The following is a 20,094-nucleotide window of genomic DNA, read 5'->3' as shown; positions in this document are numbered from 1 at the left end:
GGTCAAGCTACTAAGAGCATAGGGTGAATGCCTAGGCACCAGAAGGCGAAGAAGGACGTGGTAAGCTGCGAAAAGCTGCGGTGAGGCGCAAACAGCCATCGACCCGCAGATGTCCGAATGGGGGAACCCACCTGAGGTAAATGCTCAGGTACTGCTACATGAATCCATAGTGTAGCAGGGCGAGACGTGGGGAACTGAAACATCTAAGTACCCACAGGAAAAGAAATCAACCGAGATTCCGTAAGTAGTGGCGAGCGAAAGCGGAAGAGCCCAAACCAATCTATAGCAATATAGGTTGGGGTTGCGGACTGGCGAAATGATTCTCTGAGCTTAGCAGAAGTAACCAGGAAAGGTTACACCATAGAGGGTAAAAGTCCCGTATGCGAAAAGTGAGGAGACAGGCCAGGATCCAGAGTACCACGAGGCACGTGAAACCTTGTGGGAAGCAGGGGGGACCACCCTCCAAGGCTAAATACTAACTGGTGACCGATAGTGGAGAAGTACCGTGAGGGAAAGGTGAAAAGAACCCCGGGAGGGGAGTGAAAGAGAACCTGAAACCCTATGTTTACAAGCAGTTGGAGAGCGTTAAGGCTCGACAGCGTACTTTTTGTAGAACGGTCCGGCGAGTTATTGTATGTGGCGAGGTTAAGTACTGAAGGTACGGAGCCGAAGGGAAACCGAGTCTGAAGAGGGCGTAAAGTCGCATGCAATAGACCCGAAACCGGGTGACCTATCCATGGACAGGTTGAAGCGAGAGTAAAGTCTCGTGGAGGACCGAACTCATAACCGTTGAAAAGGTTTGGGATGAGCTGTGGATAGCGGAGAAATTCCAATCGAACTCGGAGATAGCTGGTTCTCCCCGAAATAGCTTTAGGGCTAGCCTCAAGTATGTCTAACGGAGGTAAAGCACTGAATGGGCTAGGGGCCTTACCGGGTTACCGAACCCTATCAAACTCTGAATGCCGTATAGATTTAGCTTGGGAGTCAGACTACGAGAGATAAGTTCCGTAGTCGAGAGGGAAACAGCCCAGACCATCAGCTAAGGTCCCAAAATCACAGTTAAGTGGGAAAGGATGTGGGTTTGCTAAGACAACTAGGATGTTGGCTTAGAAGCAGCCATTCATTCAAAGAGTGCGTAATAGCTCACTAGTCGAGTGAACCTGCGCCGAAAATGTCCGGGGCTCAAACTGTGTACCGAAGCTGTGGCTTGCTGGAGGTTAGAAGTGAGAAGTTAGAGGATAGAAGATGGAAGTTAGAGATTAGAAGTTAGAATTTGAGCAAAGTCTTTGAAGATAATGCAAAAGAATGTAACTTGGAAGGTCAAACATCTAACGTCCGAAATCTAACGTCTAACATCTGACTTCTAACTTCTAGCAGGGGTAGGGGAGCTTACTATGGTAGGTAGAAGCATGACCGGAAGGACATGTGGACGAGATAGTAGTGAGAATGCCGGAATAAGTAGCGAGAGTGAAGTGAGAATCTTTACCGTCGAAAATCTAAGGTTTCCTGGGGAAGGTTCGTCCGCCCAGGGTAAGTCGGGACCTAAGCTGAGGCCGAAAGGCGTAGGCGATGGGGAACAGGTTGAAATTCCTGTACTACCGCTGCTCGTTTGAGAGAAGTGGGGACGCAGGGGGATAGGTCAAGCGAGTGACTGGAAGAGCTCGTCCAAGCGGCAAGTAGAGTCCGGTAGGCAAATCCGCCGGATGATTATGAGCCGTGACGGGGAGGGAAAATATAGTACCGAAGTGACCGATTTCGCACTGACGAGAAAAGCCACTATCGAGAGTAGAGGTACCCGTACCGCAAACCGACACAGGTAGATGAGGAGAGAATCCTAAGACGAGCGGGAGAAGCGTTGTTAAGGAACTCGGCAAATTGACCCCGTAAGTTCGCGAGAAGGGGTGCCTGTGAGAGCAGGCCGCAGAGAATAGGCCCAAGCAACTGTTTATCAAAAACACAGGTCTCTGCTAAATCGAAAGATGAAGTATAGGGGCTGACGCCTGCCCGGTGCTGGAAGGTTACGGGGATCTGTTAACGGAAGTGAAGCAGTGAACTTAAGCCCCAGTAAACGGCGGCCGTAACTATAACGGTCCTAAGGTAGCGAAATTCCTTGTCGGGTAAGTTCCGACCCGCACGAATGGCGTAATGATTTGGGCACTGTCTCAACAACGTACCCGGCGAAATTGTAGTACTTGTGAAGATGCAAGTTACCCGCGACAAGACGGAAAGACCCCATGGAGCTTTACTGTAGCCTGATACTGGGTTTCGGTATTCTTTGTACAGGATAGGTGGGAGATAGGGAAGTGTGGACGCCAGTCTGCATGGAATCGCCGTTGGGATACCACTCTAAGGGTACTGGGACTCTAACCTGAGGCCATGAGCTGGTCTAGGGACACTGTCAGGTGGGCAGTTTGACTGGGGCGGTCGCCTCCTAAAAGGTAACGGAGGCGTCCAAAGGTTACCTCAGCGCGGTTGGAAATCGCGCATCGAGTGCAAAGGCATAAGGTAGCCTGACTGTGAGACAGACAAGTCGAGCAGGTACGAAAGTAGGGCTTAGTGATCCGGCGGTAAGAGAGTGGAATTGCCGTCGCTCAACGGATAAAAGCTACCCTGGGGATAACAGGCTGATCTCCCCCAAGAGTCCACATCGACGGGGAGGTTTGGCACCTCGATGTCGGCTCATCGCATCCTGGAGCTGAAGTAGGTTCCAAGGGTTTGGCTGTTCGCCAATTAAAGCGGTACGCGAGCTGGGTTCAGAACGTCGTGAGACAGTTCGGTCCCTATCTGTCGCGGGCGCAGGATATTTGAAGGGATCTGTCCTTAGTACGAGAGGACCGGGATGGACGAACCTCTGGTGCACCAGTTGTACTACCAAGTGCACAGCTGGGTAGCCAAGTTCGGACGGGATAAACGCTGAAAGCATCTAAGCGTGAAACCCACCCTAAGATGAGATATCCCACCGAAAGGGTAAGACCCCATGTAGACTACATGGTTGATAGGCCAGGGGTGTAAGTACAGTAATGTATTTAGCTGACTGGTACTAATAGGTCGAGGGCTTGACCAAATTAGAAGTTAGAGGTTGGAAGTTGGAAGATGGAAAACTGACAACTGAGGAGAAGAAGAAGGGTTCTGAAGTGAAGACTTAATGAGTGAGAGAGCTTCTTATCTTGTGGACTGACGTTATATATTTTTGAAGGTATATACCAAAAAGTTTATAGATTTCTGGTGGCAATAACGAGAAGGACACACCCGTTCCCATCCCGAACACGGTAGTTAAGCTTCTCAGTGCCGATGATACTTGGATGGAGACGTCCTGGGAAAGTAGGTCGCTGCCAGATTTATATTCCTCAATAGCTCAGTCGGTAGAGCATGCGGCTGTTAACCGCAGGGTCGTAGGTTCGAGTCCTACTTGAGGAGCCAAAAGCCTTATTAGCTAACTGCTAATAGGGCTTTTATTATTATACTGTACCTACTTACGACTGTATATTTGAATTTTTATCATAAATTTTTTAACATAAAAACAATAAATGTGTAAAATGAGAAATCAATTATTATAAAGCCAAATTTATATGAGTGTTGAGAAAAAGAAAAGTGTACATAATATTTGTGAAAATATAAAAAATTTATGTTGCCATAATGACTAAATTTTGATAAATTGTTAAGAGTGTACTTTCTCTTAAAATGTATATCCCGATGTGGCTTGACGTGCAATGATACACAAGAATATAAAATAATATTGCCTTAGTATTGCCGATAATTTGCGAAATTAGTGTTACAAGTAAAGATAGCGATAAAGAAAGATACAGCCAAATATTTAATGGCAGTTATCATGAAGGCAATGTTAAATAAAATATAAGTTCAGTTGGATAAAAGGATATATTTAAAAAACTGTATGGCTTGGAATATTTAGGCTTTATTTGCTGATAACAGGGAATTAAAAAATGTTATGAAAAACAATGGTCAAAGGATAAGTTCGATTCGTGTATAAGAAAATTAAGTCGTTTGATATATAAAAAGAACATTTTTTGAAACTTTTTTATAGGAGTTAACGTCAAATAGGAAATTACTTAATTTATGTATTATATTAAGCATAAAATAATATTCTATATTGCATGGCTTTGAAATATTTGTAAGTAAAAGCATGTTGTCTTGTGAAATTATGAAAATTTATTGAAAATGTAAATTTACTGCAATAGGTAAAGCATAACAATGAATTATACATATGATTTCGTGAAAATTTTTACTTCGATTTTTTTATATTTTCACGAAACATGCAGCTATAAATAAAATGAATAATGTGGGAGGTCAACATGATAAAAAAATTGGCAGCGAAAAGTGTTAAAAACAAAGCAATACTATTTTTTTTGATATCCGCAATGGTATTCTCGATGTCGTCATGTGGAAATAAGAATCCATCGGATAAAAATAATCCTCAGCCTAATATTACTATAGGCAATGAAAACGCTGATAATACCGGAAACGATGAATCTACTCCGGAGCCTGATGCAAGTCCAAGTCCTGCAGATGAAGGACAACAAGATAGCGATACAGTGAAAAAGGATATTAAAGTTAAAGCTTTATATCTTACAGGCTGGACTGTTGGAAGTTCTGAAAGAGTGCAGCATTATATTGACCTGGCAAAGAATACGGAAATAAATTCCTATGTAGTTGATATAAAAGATGATGATGGATATGTAGGTTATGAGTCAAATGTTCCGGCTGTTAGAGAAGCCGGCGCATGGAAGAAAAAATACGATGTCGATAGCGTTTTAAAAGCATTTCACGATAACGACATACATGTAATAGGAAGGCTTGTGTGTTTTAAAGATCCTGTTTATTCGCAAAAAAATCCTTCTTTAGCTATAAAGAAAACCGATGGAACTCTATGGAAAGAAAACCTGGGTGGCGGTAAATATGCAACATGGCTTAATCCATATGAAAAAGAGACCTGGGATTATTTGATTTCTATTGCTAAGGAAGCTGTAGAGAGGGGATTTGATGAAATACAGTTTGACTATGTAAGATTTCCTAACGGTGCGAAAAAGGTGACCGATTTTAGTAGATATAATAAAGAGAAATATGAAGCTATAAATGAATTTTTGGCCTATGCAAAAAAAGAGCTGCCTGGAGTTGTTATATCAGCAGATGTATTTGGTATAATTTGTGAAAGCCCGGCTGATACGGAGGATATAGGACAATATCTTGAACTGATCGGTAAGGATATAGATTATATTTCACCTATGGTTTATCCGTCTCATTACGCATTGGGTCAGACTGTTAACGGAGTAACCTTCGCCAAACCGGATTTTGAACCTTATGCTGTAGTATATAACAGTCTTATAAAAGCTAAAAACAGGATTTCGGCGGTTGATGGATACAAAGCAGATATAAGGGCTTATCTGCAAGATTTCACAGCTTCATGGCTCGGTACAGGTTATTACAAAAAGTATGGACCGGAAGAGGTTAGGCAGCAAATACAAGCAGTTTATGATGCAGGCTATGAAGAATGGATACTTTGGAATGCAGGCAATAAATATTCCGAGTCTGCTTTGTTGAAAGAGTAAGTACGGCTGATTTGCCTGTTAAAATTATATATTGAATTTTATAAGCTCCGGAACTAAGGTTCCGGGGTTTTTGCTTTAATATGGAAGGTATGTAATACTAAAAATTTTTTAAAGATATATGCTGGCTTATGAATTCTATTTTTTCACCAAGTGATAATATTTGGACAAAATTCATAAAATATAAAAGTTAACAAAGGCTTGTAATTTTTTACTTGACTAAAAAAGTACAAATGATACAATATACTGTGTTATGAAAGAATATACTACACAAAATGTAGTGAAAAGAGGGGGCTTAATAATACATGAATTTAACAGAAAACGCTATAAAAGTTCTTGAAAAAAGGTACCTGTCCAAAGATGAAAATGGCGTTTTATTAGAAGACCCTGAAGGTATGTTTAGGAGAGTAGCGAAAACGGTAGCACTTGCTGATAAAGATTATGTATCGGCAGAAGAATTAGATAAGATTGAACAGGAATTTTTTGATATGATGTATAATCTTGAGTTTTTGCCCAATTCTCCAACATTAATGAATGCAGGAAGGCCCTTAGGACAGTTAAGTGCCTGTTTTGTTCTTCCAATAGAAGATACAATGGAGGGTATTTTTGAGACTATAAAAAATGCAGCATTAATTCATAAAAGTGGTGGCGGAACAGGCTTTAGTTTTTCAAGGTTACGTCCAAAAGGAGCAACAGTAAATTCAACCGGTGGGGTAGCCAGCGGTCCTGTAAGCTTTATGAAAGTTTTTAATGCAGCTACAGAAGCAGTTAAACAAGGCGGTACAAGAAGAGGGGCCAATATGGGTATCCTCCGTGTAGACCATCCGGACATTCTTGAATTTATAACATGCAAAAAGGATAATTCAGATATTACCAATTTTAATATAAGTGTTGGCATTACGGAAGAGTTTATGAGTGCCGTGGAATCCGGTGGGGATTATGATTTGGTTGATCCTCATTCTGGAAAAATTACAGGCAGGCTTAATGCCAAAAAAGTATTTGACCTAATTGTTGAAATGGCTTGGACAAACGGTGAGCCCGGAATTATATTTTTAGACAGGTTAAATAAGGACAATGTCACTCCGGAACTGGGAGAAATAGAAAGTACCAATCCATGCGGAGAACAGCCTCTTCTTCCCTATGAAGCGTGTAACCTTGGGTCGATAAACTTAAGTGCCATGGTAAAAAGCATCAATGGTACTCCCGATGTAGATTATGATAAATTGGGTGCTACAGTTAAAAAAGCAGTACACTTCCTTGACAATGTCATAGATGTGAATAAATATCCCCTTCCCGAAATTGAAGAAATGACCAGGGGAACAAGAAAGATAGGTCTTGGAGTTATGGGATGGGCAGATATGCTTTGCAAGCTTAATATACCTTACAACTCTGAAAAGGCTGTTAAGCTTGCTGAAAAAGTTATGCGTTTTATACAGGAAGAGTCGAGAAAGGCATCCATTGAGCTGGCAGAAAAAAAAGGTGTGTTCCCCTATTATGAAAAGAGTATTTACAAAGATCTTGGAATTAGGGTGCGTAACGCAACTACAACAACAATTGCACCTACCGGTACACTGAGTATAATTGCCGGGGTGTCAAGCGGAATAGAACCTTTATTTGCAATATCCTATATAAGAAATGTTATGGACAATGAAGAGCTTATAGAAGTAAATCCGATATTTAAAGAGATTGCAATAATAGACGGTTTTTACTCTGATGATTTAATGAGAAGAATAGCTAATAAAGGTACAATACAAGGTTTCCCTGAAATACCGAAATGGGTTCAAAATGTATTTGTTACTTCCCATGATATATCGCCCCAGTGGCATGTAAGAATGCAGGCGGCTTTCCAGAAATATACCGATAATGCTGTATCCAAGACAGTGAATTTGAGAAATGAGGCAACCAGGGAAGATGTGGCCGAAGTATTCATGCAAGCCTATAAGACCTATTGCAAGGGCGTTACTATATACAGAGACGGAAGCAGGGACTTGCAGGTACTCAATATAGGCAAAGTTAAAGGTAAAGAACAGAATTCGGATAATGAACAAACAGAAAAATCGCCTGTCAATAGTATAGTTCCAAGACCCAGACCGGAGATAACCACAGGATTTACGGAAAAGGTAAAAATCGGGTGCGGTAATTTATATATTACAGTTAATTATGATGAAAACGGAATATGTGAAGTATTTACCAATACCGGCCGTGCAGGCGGATGTCCATCTCAATCGGAGGCAACGGCTAGACTTGTTTCCATAGCATTAAGGTCGGGTATTGATCATAAATATTTAGTAGAACAGCTTAAAGGTATACGTTGCCCTTCTACAATAAGGCAGAAAGGTCTTAAAGTAATGTCTTGTCCCGATGCGATAGGAAGACTTATTGAGAAAGTTGCAAAAATTCAGGACGGAAATAATTTGACGTCTGAAGAACTTAGTATTTCGGAGGAACAGAAATTCCAGGTACCAACAGCTAAAAGGTACCGAAATGTAGAAGAAAGGGTAGATACCGAATCCCAGGCAGTTTGCCCCGAGTGCGGAAAACTTGTTGAACACGAAGGTGGATGCGTAGTATGCAGAAATTGCGGATTTTCTAAGTGCGGATGAAACTTTTAAATATTTCATATGCTTAAATTTTTAATGTTTGTTATAAAGGCTCCTATAAAAATAGGAGTCTTTTTGTGTTCATCTCTAGAGGCTTATATTTATGGCCTTTAACTTTAATTTTACAATTAGATCTCAATATGAAATTTATATTGATGAGAAAATTTATTTTCTATTAATTGAATATTTATATTAAAATAAATATATGATAAAAAATTGCTGTTCATTAGTATAGGATTCAAGGAATTTAAATTGATACCGGACATTTGAAATTCCAAACTTATAGGAGGATGTAATGTTTGATAAATTGAAGGGATTATTTAATAAAAAAATACATGTAAGATTCATTGATGTGGAAACAGGGAATGTATTTGCTGTTGCGGATATGCTGCCTGGCCAGCTGCCAAAAAGCTTCGAAGCTCATACAACTATGCATTTGCAAGATGAAGATTGGGAAGTGGTTGAAGCCAAACCTATTACATCGGATGAGTTTATTAAGAGTGGGTATTTGAAACTTGTTCTTAGAAAAATAGAGATAAAAACGGTAGACCCTAGAGAATTATTGTTTTCTCTTCCGACAATCAGCAATGAGTTGCCTCCTATTCAAGAGGGATCAACAAAACTCAATAAGAGGGTCTTTGAAATTCGTGAAGATGATTGGAGGCAAATAGATATAATACCTGAAAATAACCTGGAATTAATAAACGAAAATTTAAAAGCAATTAAAAATATTTATGAAAATTGCAGTATTCAAAATGGAGACTTTATTGCTTTTAAAGAGCTTCATGTCAGGCGTGGATTGGATTTTCCTTTTGAAAATCACAATATCGAAAAACAGATTTTAATGGATGAGTTTAAAGTTAACTATATCTATGAAGGAGTATCTTTTAATGGCATTGCTGGAGTGATTGAAGGAGGATTCGCTTTTGAAGTGTGTAAAGGAGTAGTATTATATGGCCGTGAGGTAAATAAACTTGTACATAGTCTTTCGTTATATGTTAAAGATGAAGAAAGTTTTGAAAGTAATGTGGATGATATTATGGAGGTCTTAAAAAGTCAAAAATTATGCCTTATAGATTGGTGTAGGATGAAATTGTACTAAAGTAGGATGGCATGGTGAAAAAATTCATATATCAGGATTCAAATGGCTCAATATCAGGGGCAAATAGTAAATTCGACTATTTACTGGCTATACGATTCCACTGCACATAAAAATTCATAGATGGGTTTGAGTATTTTGAAATCTTTTTTCAAAACTTCGGGTAATTCTTTCGAAAAGGCAAGCTTAAAGTCCTTTTGTACGCATTCAAAGTATATATTTTTTCTATCCAGCCAAGTCCTAAGATTTTCCGGTCGATCGGGATATTTGCTTCTTTTATACATTTCCCCGCCAATGGTAAATGTGCTTTGAGATTCATAACATTTTAATGCACTTTGAAATTTAGGATGATTATTTAATATCATTTCGCGCATGTTAGCCATTGAAGACGTTTTTGCACAATAATACCCCAAACCGTAGCTCGAACCATTTTGTCCTATCTCAAACCAAAAGCAGGGGGATGTGGACATTTGGGATTTATCCCTAAGGAAAACCAGCCACGCATTGTCCCTGTACAGCGTTTTATCCTTTGAAAAGCGAGTATCTCTCCGAACTCTGGAAATTAGCTTAGACGGAACAGTAATGAATTGACTGTCTATCTCAAGCATGGTAGGGGTAAGTTCTTCTATAAGTTGGACAAAGGGATTATATACATATTGCTTGTATAAAGCTTTATGGCTATCAAACCAATCTTTACTGTTATTAAATTTATTTTCAAGCAGAAATTTAAGTGCTTCACCGGAAAATCCATTAAAACCCATTATATATATCCTCCATATATTGTTACTGGTACAATAAAATAAGATTAATTTTTATAGAGTTATTTATACTATTAGTATTTTGACAGAAATTTAATTCTTTATCAAGACTTTACGATGCAAAGTAAACATAAAACTGCAAGGATTTTAGTAAGCTTTTGACGAAATATATATTTGATTGATCTGTAAAATAATAAAATATCGGTGGGGTTAGATGAAAAATAAAAAAGAAATTTTTAAGGAATATATTAGAAGAGTTTATATAAAAATCAAAAACATATGGTGGCTGGACAGGAATATGTACCTGTTTGCCTTAGAAGGTATGTTAATTACCATTATAAACAATATTGTCAGTATCAATAACAATAACCTTTTTGCCACCAGGATGGAGGCCAATAATTTTGAACTGAGTCTGGTTACTTCACTTCCGCAGTTTGTAGGTATGTTAGTGCTTATTCCGGGGGGAATATTATCCGATCGAATGGCAAACAAGCGAAAAATGGTTGTTGCTTCTCTTATTAGTCTATCTTCCCTATACGTGGTAATAGGTTTTACGCCGATGTTCGGGCAATTCAGACTGATAGCTTTTATCTGTTTTTTAGCTTTGTCTGTCGGCTCGTTAACTGTTTATAATGCCTCATGGCAGGCTTATTTTTCCGATGTTGTCAGCATTGAGGAACGGAACCGGGTGTTTACACTTCGAACCAAAGGTACTTTTCTGTTTAATACAGTTACACCCCTTGTTACCGGTGCACTTTTAGCAAACACAGCATTAAACAGCGAAAAAATAAGAATGCATCAGATGTTTTTCTGGTGTGCAGCTCTTCTGATTTTTGTTCAAATATTTGTTTTAATGAAAATTTCAGGCGGCAGCAGCCATCGGGTAGCCACAATTGGATTCAGAGAATTAAAGAGTGCAGCCGTTGATTTAGTGCACAATAAAAAATTGATGGGATTTATTGGCGTAGCTTTGTTTTTCTATATGTCTTGGCAATCGGATTGGACATTGTATTATATAGGACAGGTTGAGTACCTCAAACTTAATGAGGCATGGTTAAGCTATGTTTCGGTTGGGGGAGCTATTGTACAATTTCTTACAATAGGCTTCTGGAGCCGCATGAATGAAAGATTTGGAGTCAGGTTTCCGATAATTATCGGAAGTATGGCACTTTGCCTTTTTCCTCTTTCCATGATCTATTCCACAAGTTTACCGGTTGGTAAGGGGGGAGTTGTATTTCTCATTTTAAGTACACTTTCCAACTTTGCCTTTGCCACTGTGTTTCTTAATATACCCCAGTGCCTTCTTCAGGTGGTTCCGGAGAAAAACAAAACCCTTAGTATTTCCATTTATACCGTAATGACTTCATTTTCCAATGCAATAATGCCCATAGCGGGAGTACAGCTTTATACTGTGCTGGGGTCAGATCTTAGAGCACTTCATATAACCTATTATACAATCTTTGCAATGAGGATAATAGCTACGATATTATGGACTGTTAGATGGTGGGTTATGAGAAAAGAGCCTATTTTATAATATTTCTCAATTAATCCCATTTGCAATTTATTAAGTATTAAGGTATTTGGATGATTTTTTATAATACAGGAAGTATTGTAGATTTTCAGCGAAAAGTTTAGAATGTTTATGAGCATGTAACCATGGAAATTCTGGAAGGGGATTGATATGCAAAAGACGTTGACAGCAACTATTAGTTATATAGCAATAATTTGCATTTTAGTGTTTTTTTCTTCAATGATTGCGTTTGGAGAAACAGAGGACGGCGAGTTTTACAATGAACATGAGGTATATGATGAAAATATTGACTATAATGATGAAGCATTTCTTCAGGATGAAAATAATGAGGAGGAAATTGAATATTATAGAGCAAGAGTGGTAAAAGTACTGGAAGAAAGTAAAAAAGAAGAGCTTAACGAGGATATTGAATCTAACACTCAGGTATTGGAAATGGTAATTACGAAAGGTCTTCTTAAAGGTAAAAAAGTTGTTGCTGAATACGAACTAAATTACAATTTTAGCAATAAATATAATTCTATTCCTTTAAGAGTCGGAGATGAAGCTTTACTGTATCTTGAAAAAAATGATGCCGGTGAAATTGAAAAGGCCTATGTAGCAGAAATTGTAAGGGATAAATATTTATTTTTTCTTATTGCAGTGTTTATAGTTTTATTGTTGTTAGTAGGAAGATGGAAGGGTTTAAAAGCTATTTTATCATTGGCAATTACTGTTTTTGCAGTTATAAAAATTCTTCTTCCAGGTATTTTGAGAGGATGGGATCCTGTTATAGTATCAGTATTAATTTGCATTGGTGTAATATGTATAAGCATGTTGATTATCAGCGGATTAAGCAGAAAAACTTTTTCAGCTATTATAGGCACTGTCGGAGGAGTAGTACTTGCCGGCGCTTTAGCATTGATTATAGGTACTCTTGCGAAGTTGACGGGCTTAGGAAATGAGGAAGCCAATATGCTTATGTTTATACCCCATGATGTTTACTTTAATTTTAAAGGATTGCTTTTTGCAGGAATTATCATAGGAACAATGGGCGCCACCATGGATGTGGGAATGTCTATTGCCTCTGCCATGAATGAAATAAAAGAGAACAGTCCTCAAATTAAGAAAGCTGACCTGATTAAAGCCGGAATGAATGTAGGTAAGGATACTATGGCAACCATGGCGAATACTTTGATTCTTGCATATGTTGGAGGATCGCTTCATCTTTTATTATTGTTAATAGCGTACGAAACTCCCTTTTCACATATAATCAACTGGGACATGATTGCTTCTGAGATTGTAAGAGCAATTGCAGGAAGTATAGGTATTATATTCACTATTCCTATTACAGCACTAGCCTCGGCCTTTATTGAAGAAAGGTTTGGCAGGGAGGAAGGGGAGTTGGAAATAGACGAAGAAAAAAGTAGCTTATATGAATAATTTGATATTATGCCAGTAATTTGATAAAATGTTATGAAACTAAATATAATTTGGATGAAATGTAATAGCTTTAGAAGGAAGTGCTTTGAAGTATGATTGATATTGTATTTGGCGATAGTGCTTGTGGAAGCCTAAGATTAGCACAGCGATACGGCAAGGGAGAATATATTATGGATGGTCCTTTTGCTGTTTTTATTAGTCATGAGGATGGAAGTGAACCAACCCAGGAGGAAATAGAAGCTGCTAAACGGGAAGCAGTGGAAAAGGAACGCTTAGCATGGGAAAGAGCTGTTCCTTTAGGAGGAAATCCGGAAGACATCTTTGGATTCGATTTAGTGCTAAGTGTTGGTGATATTTCGGAAATTCAGCCGGGTATTAATCGGGTGCAGATTTTGGGGAATTTATACAGCATTTATCCCAATAGTGATTGGCAACAAGTGGTTCAGGAAATAGTTTCAAAGGCAAAGGAAGATATGAAAACAGTTGAGGAACGTGCAGCATCGGGGGAATCTCTTAGAATCTGGTACAGTAACAAACCTGATGAAATGTGCGGACTTTATTGGTTTATGGATCATTTGGATCAGTGGAAAGTACATGATGGGCAGGTTTTTGTCGTCAAACTTCCGGAATGGGAAGCCAACGAAGAAGGTGAAATTATTCAGAAAAGTTGCTGGGGTGAAGTAGCTCCCGGAGAATGGTACCGTTATATTACCCTGCAAAAACCGGTTTTACCTGGATTTATTCAAAGTTGTGCAACTTGTTGGAAGGAGCTGCAGAGAGAGAATTCACTTTTGCGGGCTGTGGTGAATGGGCAGTTGGTCAGTGTATCGGAAAAATTCTATGATGACTTTATACTTCGTGAAATTGCAGCAGAAGGTAATGAATTTAATGAAGCAAAGATTATAGGACAAGTGCTTGCAAAATACCGACTTGGAATTGCTGACTTTTGGGTGGCATTACGCATAGAAGAGATGATTCGCGCAGGAATGTTTGAGGTTGTATCAGATGCAGCTGAAGATATGCCACATTATCATCGAGTATTGAAGAAGTGTATTTAAAATTGTGTTATTACTACAGCAAAGAAAATACATTTATTTTAGTAGAATTGATATTTTGAGTATTTTATTATTTGTCCAATTAATGGAATTAATCTGTTTTTTCAATAACTTCTAATAAAAAGAGTTTTTCGGTTGATTCGTTATATTTAGTAAAATTTAAAAGGGGGAATAATTGTGAGCTATTTTAGAGAGAAAAAATGGATAATTGGTTGTATTGCTATGGCTGTTGCCCTATCTTTACTAGTAATAAATAATATTGTATTTTATAAAAAATATAATGAGCTGAAAAAAGAAGTTATAAACAATATGAATACTGAATGGTATCAATTATATTACTTATTCGATATGATAGATAAAAACTATATTAAGAATAATTTTCAAGATTCAGGAAAGTTTCGATTGTATGTAAATCAGATATGTCACCATTTTTCTTCCACAGGAAGGCCAAATGAGTTAACAGTTAATATGAGAAATTTACTACTGAATGCATACGACTCATTGTTTGCCGATCTATCACTTGAGGAAGGTCCTTTAAATAAGGAAAAAGCGTCAGAACTACTTAAAAATATGAATGACGAATTGCTGATGATTAGTAAAGAAATAGTTGATATGCAGGATAATGAGAAAGAAAAATTATTAAATCCAAAATCGTCTGAATTCATTGAAGTTAATACGCAAGTAAAAAATCTTACTGATAAATATATAAAAGCGGTAGATGATTATTTTAGAGAATATGGAAAATAAAGTGTGCAATATTATTTATGTAAAAATGTACGTAATAAACACAATTTTTTACTTATATGAACTAAACGCTTAGCTTTTCAGATTTAAAATTTAAACTGCAAAGATTAAAAATTTGAAAAGAAAAAAACGGAAGCTCTCAGATTCTGATCTGAGAACTTCCGTTTTTCTTTATTCTTATTGGATTTTACTAATTAATATAAGGCAAAGTATTAATCATTCCAAGCAAATATTTTTTCACTAAAGCAAAGTCTATTGAATTTATATCACCGTCCAGGTTAACATCAGCGGCTGCCAAGTTTATATTTTGAGTGGACATTCCAAGCAAATATTGCTTTAAGTATGCATAGTCGATAGAATTTATTTCATTATCATTATTTAAATCGCCATATTTGATTTGTGGATTTGTAGGTGTAGGTGTAACAGGAGTCGGTGTATTGGTAGGTATGTCACCGTAGAATTGAACCATTCCGGCTAAAGCACCAACTAAACCTGCATTGTAATCTATGCCAACTTCAGAGCAAGTATATTTGTCTGTTTCATCAATATATCTGTCACTACTATCCGGACCGCCAACCAAAGCACCGATTAAAACATTTTTTGCAGGATTCTTCCATTGATCCCAGCCCACATATCCGCTAGCAGCTCTGTGATGCGGGTGTTTGGGATAATTGGAACCGAATCCGATGACATAAGACATGTTGGCCGGGTTATTGCCCAATATGTAATCTATTTGAGATTTTGCAAAAGATTTAGCCGATTCATCTTTGTAAAGTTTGTAGTATACCAGTGCAAGTAAACATTCAGATGCAGTATATCTTAATGTACCCCATGAATCGAGTATTTTTAATCCGCCGTTTGATGTTGGGACGCTGTTTTTCCAATAGGACAAGTTTGATGAAATAGCATCTTTGTATTTTGAATCTCCGGTTAATGAAGCACCTACTGCAGCAACGGCAAGCTTCATGTCATTCCAGCAAATAGTCCAGTTTGTAGCCGGTGAAGGTACCCATGAATTGGCATCATTTAAATAGGAGTTGTCCTTTTCTATAGCATAGAGCCACATTGCAGCCCATGCCATGTCATCTCTCCAGTCGCTGGATGAATAAAAATGGTCTGCATTACCAACTCCGGGATACTTTTTACCGAGGGCATACAATTCTTTGGCATGTGTAAGACATTTTTCTGCATATGACGGATCGATACTTTTGTAGTTCAGATACATAAGTGAGAGAGCGGCACTATACAAACCGCACACATCGGCAGCACCCTGTCCTGCACCCATGTAACGCACTGTCGATCTTGAACCTGTTTGCTGTTCCGGTGGGCCCCAATAGTCGTGGTCAGAAGGGTCACCGACATGGTAATAGTATTTGTCGGAACTTACACGACATCTCATAATATAATCTGTGAAATACTTGAGAGTGGACAGTATCTTATTGGTATTTCCGGATGCATCAAAAGCAGGTCTGAATTCATACAACGACCAGCCTAGAATTGAAGCGGCGTATCCGTTGGTTATACCGAATTTGATATGGTCTCCACAGTCGTGAAATCCTCCTGTAAGATCGGCGCCAACGTTACTTCCGTCAGTGGTATGACAAGGTCCTCTCCAACTAAATACATTGTCCACTGCCACATCTTTTCCGCATTTGTTGGCATCATAAAACCAAATGGAGTACTTTAACGCTTCAGCATAACTTGAACTGGATATGCTTGCGGCCGATGCGTTAAAATACGGCACAATGGCAGTGGTAAGTGACATTGCAATCACCAAAGCAATTGAACATAACTTTTTCATTTTTCCTATCTCCTCCCCGAAAAAATTTGCCATCTGTCTTTAATTCAATAATACAATATTTTCTATCAATCAACAACCATAAGTTGAAAGGTAAAAAGTAATTATGACTGTCAATGGTAGAAAAATTGTATTTCTTTATCTTATAGGATTGTTCAAAAACGATTGCAATAAGAAATTATTGAATTAGGAAGCATATTTTAGGGAGATAGGGTAATGGCACTAATTGCTTGGACATGGAATAAAGTATTGCCAATTATTTGCTCGACAGAGAAGGGTCAAATATTAGCATGGTGGGGATTCTTTTTTACCATGTCAAAAGCTTTGACGATTTTTTCTCGAACTTCCAATCTGTGTTTAATATAATAGTCCTTGCTTTTGTGTTTATCTATGAAATTCGAACAGTATTGAGGTTTTAAGTCATTGAGAACAATCGCAGCTACATCTGCCAAACAAATGTTGCAGATACAGAATTGAGAGTCCGGTGTATTCTTAATTTTCTCAATGAAATCATTTAGTTCCTGAAATACAAGGTTTTCTGTTAGATTTTCAAGACCAGCGCTGATTTGTAGTGTGTCTCTTAGTTCTTTCATAATTATTCGCTCCTTTATAGTAATATTTCGGATTATTGAATCGCAGGGTGAATAGGTAATTTGTCCCACCAACTCTCAACTCAGGTATGACAAAACGTTTAGCAACAAGACTTATTGATATTGCTTTTAAGATGTATATTTCGTGAAACCATTTTATATGAATTGATTTCAAATTATGGTTCAGATTTCTTTTAAATTCTGTACAGATTCGGATTATCATTATATAATTAAATTAAGTATATATTTTAATTTATATGGTAATTTTGTGTCTACTGGAAAAGATGAATTTTGGAAGTTTTTTTGATTTATTATCGTGAAAATTAACTTACCCTGTAAATTATTTTCACGATTTAACAAATTTATGATAAATAAATTCATAGGCTGTTCATTTATAGAACACAATGAATTATTAAATATAAAGCATTAATAAAGGGGAGGAAGTTATGAAGAAAATAAAAGCAAAAGCTATCTTTAGGAAACTTTCAAAAGTCACTGCAGTGGTGCTTATTGCTTCCATGATGTCATCTTTGTTGGTTCCCGAACAGAAAATTCAGGCAGCTTCTTCGCCGCGAGCAGGCGGTTCCTATTATAATTACGGCGAAGCACTGCAGAAAGCACTTCTTTTCTACAAGGCAAACCGCCTTGGTGACCTGCCGGATGATTATATCTTACCTTACCGTGCAGATGCAGCAATGACTGATGGACAAGATGTAGGGCTTGACCTTACAGGAGGCTGGGCGGATGCCGGAGATGGAATTAAATTTACTCATACTATATCCTATGCTGCGGCGCAGTTGGGCTGGGATGTATATGAGTACCGTGATGCATTTAAAAAAGCAGGACAATTGGATGTCATTCTTGATGAAATTAAGTGGGGTACTGATTTTCTGATAAAAGCACATCCAGAACCGGAAGTCTTGTACTATATGTGCGGATATAACGAATCCGACCACGGTTGCTGGGTTGCCCACGAGATGCTTGATTATATGACAGACAGGAAATCCTTTGTGCTTAACCCTTCAACTCCGGGGTCCGATGTGGCAGGTATGACTGCTGCGGCTTTAGCCATTGCATCAATTATATTTGAAGAAACTGATCCTCAATATGCGCAAGAATGCTTAAAACATGCAAAAGAAATTTTTGCCTTTGGGGATAAATATAGAGGAAGAAACCCTCTTGACGTGTTATATCCATCTGGCAGCTATTTGGATGACCTTGCATGGGGTGCAATTTGGTTGTATATAAAAACCAATGATTCCACTTATCTTGACAAGGCAAAATCCTGTTTGCCGCCAACAGCATTAGGAGGAGGCCATACCCATTGTTGGGACGATGTAAGCTATGGTGCGGCTTTGAAAATTGCCCAGGTTACTCATGATGATGCCTATGTTGCAATGGTTGAGAAAAATCTTGATTATTGGTTGCCGGGAGGCGGAATTACATATACACCGGGAGGATTGGCATGGCTTTCTCCCTGGGGCTCATTGCGTTATGCTACAACAGCAGCCTTTTTGGCCTTTGTTTGGGCTGACGACAAAACAGTCGGTACAGCTTCAAAGAAGGAGGCATATCGCGAATTTGCAGAAAGACAGATAAACTACGCCTTGGGTGATAATCCTCGTAAAGGAAGTTACGTAGTAGGATTTGGAGAAAATGCACCGGAACATCCTCATCACAGAACTTCTCACGGTTCATGGACAAGTATGCTTGATGTACCCGGTTTCCATCGCAATATTCTCTATGGTGCATTGGTTGGAGGTCCTAATTCCGATGACGGCTGGGTTGATGACATTACCGATTACAGGTTGAATGAGGTGGCTATTGACTACAATGCAGGTTTTGTAGGCAGTTTGGCAAAAATGTATGATATGTATGGAGGAGAGCCTCTTAAAGACTGGCCAAAGCCTGAAGATTTTAGAGCAAAAGAAGATAATTTCCCTGAATACTTCTGCCGTGCCTGGATAATTTATGAAGGATACGGTTCGATGAACTTAATGTTCCAGGTTAATAACCGTTCGGCACATCCGCCAACAATGAAGGATAAGCTATCTGTTCGTTACTTTATGGACCTTACAGAACTGTTTGAAGCAGGAAAGGGATTGGATGACGTATCCATTACTCTTGGAGAACATCAGGGAGCAAAACTTATCGGCTTACAGCATTACAAGGATAATATATACTATTTCACTTTAGATTTTACCGGAACAAGGATTATGCCTACCGAATGGGAAATGTGTGAAAAGGATGCAACTGTAACAATAAAATATAAAGATGAGAAAATTGGTTCCAATGAAAATGACTGGTCCTATCAAAATTTGAGAAGGGATCCGGATTATGATGCTACATCCTTTGCAGGTTTAACACCATATATACCTGTATATGATAACGGTGTTCTTATTTTTGGTGAAGAACCGGGAGGCGTAACACCAGCACCGTCTACTAAGCCGACTCCAACTCCAACTCCCACCAACCCGAATATTGTATATGGGGATTTAGATGGTAATAAAGAGGTCAATTCTGTAGACTATGCCTTGTTAAAAGGTGTATTGCTGGGGATTATACGTACAGACGTAGATATGGCAGCAGCCGATTTAAATCTCGATGGAGATGTAAATTCAATTGATTATGCATTGTTGAAAATGTATTTATTGGGGCAGATAAAAGAATTACCGTATAGATTGCCGTAAATATAATATTATTTATAATTTCGCATTGATTATTTTATATTGGATAGTTGAAGTTTAAAGTATAAATTTGATGTAAACTAAGGTTTTTGCTTTTGCCAAAGACCTTAGTTTTTTATTGTTTCTAAGTTGTACTAGAGTCTTTACCTATAATTGAGAAATTCCTATTTGAATGGAATTTGAAATAGCCAGGGAAGGAAAATATAATTTAGCAAAATAAGTTATGCTGTTTAATTTGCTTTTTATAGTGTA

The 20,094-nt window shown here is 38.2% G+C and carries 11 protein-coding genes, 1 tRNA gene and 2 rRNA genes; 11 read left to right on the top strand and 3 right to left on the bottom strand.

The genetic code is table 11. The features are described from left to right. The 6 genes from CLOCL_RS15990 (at window position 1) to CLOCL_RS15965 (ending at window position 9,263) form a co-directional block, all read left to right on the top strand. Window positions 1-3,064: ribosomal RNA gene (locus tag CLOCL_RS15990) — 23S ribosomal RNA — on the top strand. 157 nt (window positions 3,065-3,221) lie between these two features. Further along, window positions 3,222-3,338 (top strand): 5S ribosomal RNA (rrf, locus tag CLOCL_RS15985). A gap of 6 nt (window positions 3,339-3,344) precedes the next feature. Continuing rightward, window positions 3,345-3,420 (top strand) — tRNA-Asn (locus tag CLOCL_RS15980). A gap of 890 nt (window positions 3,421-4,310) precedes the next feature. Beyond that, window positions 4,311-5,564, top strand: a complete 1,254-nt coding sequence (locus CLOCL_RS15975) for a putative glycoside hydrolase (RefSeq protein ID WP_014256311.1) — start codon at window positions 4,311-4,313, stop codon at window positions 5,562-5,564. 302 nt (window positions 5,565-5,866) lie between these two features. Continuing rightward, window positions 5,867-8,164 carry a vitamin B12-dependent ribonucleotide reductase gene (locus CLOCL_RS15970; RefSeq protein ID WP_014256310.1) on the top strand — a complete coding sequence of 766 codons (2,298 nt, stop codon included), beginning with the start codon at window positions 5,867-5,869 and terminating at the stop codon, window positions 8,162-8,164. A gap of 292 nt (window positions 8,165-8,456) precedes the next feature. After that, window positions 8,457-9,263: a hypothetical protein gene (locus tag CLOCL_RS15965; protein WP_014256309.1), complete on the top strand. Its 807-nt coding sequence runs from the start codon at window positions 8,457-8,459 to the stop codon at window positions 9,261-9,263. Between the two features lie 80 nt (window positions 9,264-9,343). Here the strand turns inward: CLOCL_RS15965 and CLOCL_RS15960 are convergent, their stop codons facing one another. Further along, window positions 9,344-10,021: a DUF2461 domain-containing protein gene (locus tag CLOCL_RS15960; protein ID WP_014256308.1), complete on the bottom strand. Its 678-nt coding sequence runs from the start codon at window positions 10,019-10,021 to the stop codon at window positions 9,344-9,346. A 211-nt stretch (window positions 10,022-10,232) separates the two neighbouring features. Here CLOCL_RS15960 and CLOCL_RS15955 point away from each other — a divergent pair, with 211 nt between their 5' ends. The 4 genes from CLOCL_RS15955 to CLOCL_RS15940 all read left to right on the top strand — a co-directional run bounded on the left by CLOCL_RS15955 (window position 10,233) and on the right by CLOCL_RS15940 (window position 14,770). Then, window positions 10,233-11,552, top strand: coding sequence for an MFS transporter (locus CLOCL_RS15955; protein WP_014256307.1), 1,320 nt, complete (start codon window positions 10,233-10,235; stop codon window positions 11,550-11,552). A 147-nt stretch (window positions 11,553-11,699) separates the two neighbouring features. Next, window positions 11,700-12,968 carry a YibE/F family protein gene (locus tag CLOCL_RS15950; protein ID WP_014256306.1) on the top strand — a complete coding sequence of 423 codons (1,269 nt, stop codon included), beginning with the start codon at window positions 11,700-11,702 and terminating at the stop codon, window positions 12,966-12,968. A 92-nt stretch (window positions 12,969-13,060) separates the two neighbouring features. After that, the gene (locus CLOCL_RS15945) at window positions 13,061-14,026 is read left to right on the top strand and encodes a DUF3658 domain-containing protein (protein ID WP_014256305.1); all 966 of its coding nucleotides are present in this window, start codon (window positions 13,061-13,063) and stop codon (window positions 14,024-14,026) included. Between the two features lie 174 nt (window positions 14,027-14,200). Then, a complete protein-coding gene (locus CLOCL_RS15940) occupies window positions 14,201-14,770 on the top strand; it encodes a hypothetical protein (RefSeq protein WP_014256304.1) in 570 nt (189 codons plus the stop codon). Between the two features lie 187 nt (window positions 14,771-14,957). Here the strand turns inward: CLOCL_RS15940 and CLOCL_RS15935 are convergent, their stop codons facing one another. Both CLOCL_RS15935 and CLOCL_RS15930 read right to left on the bottom strand, forming a co-directional pair. After that, window positions 14,958-16,568, bottom strand: a complete 1,611-nt coding sequence (locus tag CLOCL_RS15935; RefSeq protein ID WP_014256303.1) for a glycoside hydrolase family 9 protein — start codon at window positions 16,566-16,568, stop codon at window positions 14,958-14,960. Window positions 16,569-16,843: 275 nt separating this feature from the next. After that, window positions 16,844-17,158 carry a late competence development ComFB family protein gene (locus tag CLOCL_RS15930; protein WP_014256302.1) on the bottom strand — a complete coding sequence of 105 codons (315 nt, stop codon included), beginning with the start codon at window positions 17,156-17,158 and terminating at the stop codon, window positions 16,844-16,846. A 443-nt stretch (window positions 17,159-17,601) separates the two neighbouring features. Here CLOCL_RS15930 and CLOCL_RS15925 point away from each other — a divergent pair, with 443 nt between their 5' ends. Next, window positions 17,602-19,845 (top strand): glycoside hydrolase family 9 protein, encoded by a 2,244-nt coding sequence (locus CLOCL_RS15925; RefSeq protein ID WP_014256301.1) that lies wholly within the window; start codon window positions 17,602-17,604, stop codon window positions 19,843-19,845. Window positions 19,846-20,094: the final 249 nt, after the last annotated feature.

Origin of the sequence: Acetivibrio clariflavus DSM 19732, assembly GCF_000237085.1 — a bacterium.
GTDB classification, from domain to species: domain Bacteria; phylum Bacillota; class Clostridia; order Acetivibrionales; family Acetivibrionaceae; genus Acetivibrio; species Acetivibrio clariflavus.
The sequence above is the reverse complement of the archived record's forward strand: the minus strand, read 5'-3'. Positions and strand labels throughout refer to the sequence as shown.

Coding starts and splice junctions, on each gene's coding strand:
- CLOCL_RS15975 (WP_014256311.1), top strand. CDS start 4,311: ATGATAAAAAAATTGGCAGCGAAAAGTGTTAAAAACAAAGCAATACTA.
- CLOCL_RS15970 (WP_014256310.1), top strand. CDS start 5,867: ATGAATTTAACAGAAAACGCTATAAAAGTTCTTGAAAAAAGGTACCTG.
- CLOCL_RS15965 (WP_014256309.1), top strand. CDS start 8,457: ATGTTTGATAAATTGAAGGGATTATTTAATAAAAAAATACATGTAAGA.
- CLOCL_RS15960 (WP_014256308.1), bottom strand. CDS start 10,021: ATGGGTTTTAATGGATTTTCCGGTGAAGCACTTAAATTTCTGCTTGAA.
- CLOCL_RS15955 (WP_014256307.1), top strand. CDS start 10,233: ATGAAAAATAAAAAAGAAATTTTTAAGGAATATATTAGAAGAGTTTAT.
- CLOCL_RS15950 (WP_014256306.1), top strand. CDS start 11,700: ATGCAAAAGACGTTGACAGCAACTATTAGTTATATAGCAATAATTTGC.
- CLOCL_RS15945 (WP_014256305.1), top strand. CDS start 13,061: ATGATTGATATTGTATTTGGCGATAGTGCTTGTGGAAGCCTAAGATTA.
- CLOCL_RS15935 (WP_014256303.1), bottom strand. CDS start 16,568: ATGAAAAAGTTATGTTCAATTGCTTTGGTGATTGCAATGTCACTTACC.
- CLOCL_RS15930 (WP_014256302.1), bottom strand. CDS start 17,158: ATGAAAGAACTAAGAGACACACTACAAATCAGCGCTGGTCTTGAAAAT.
- CLOCL_RS15925 (WP_014256301.1), top strand. CDS start 17,602: ATGAAGAAAATAAAAGCAAAAGCTATCTTTAGGAAACTTTCAAAAGTC.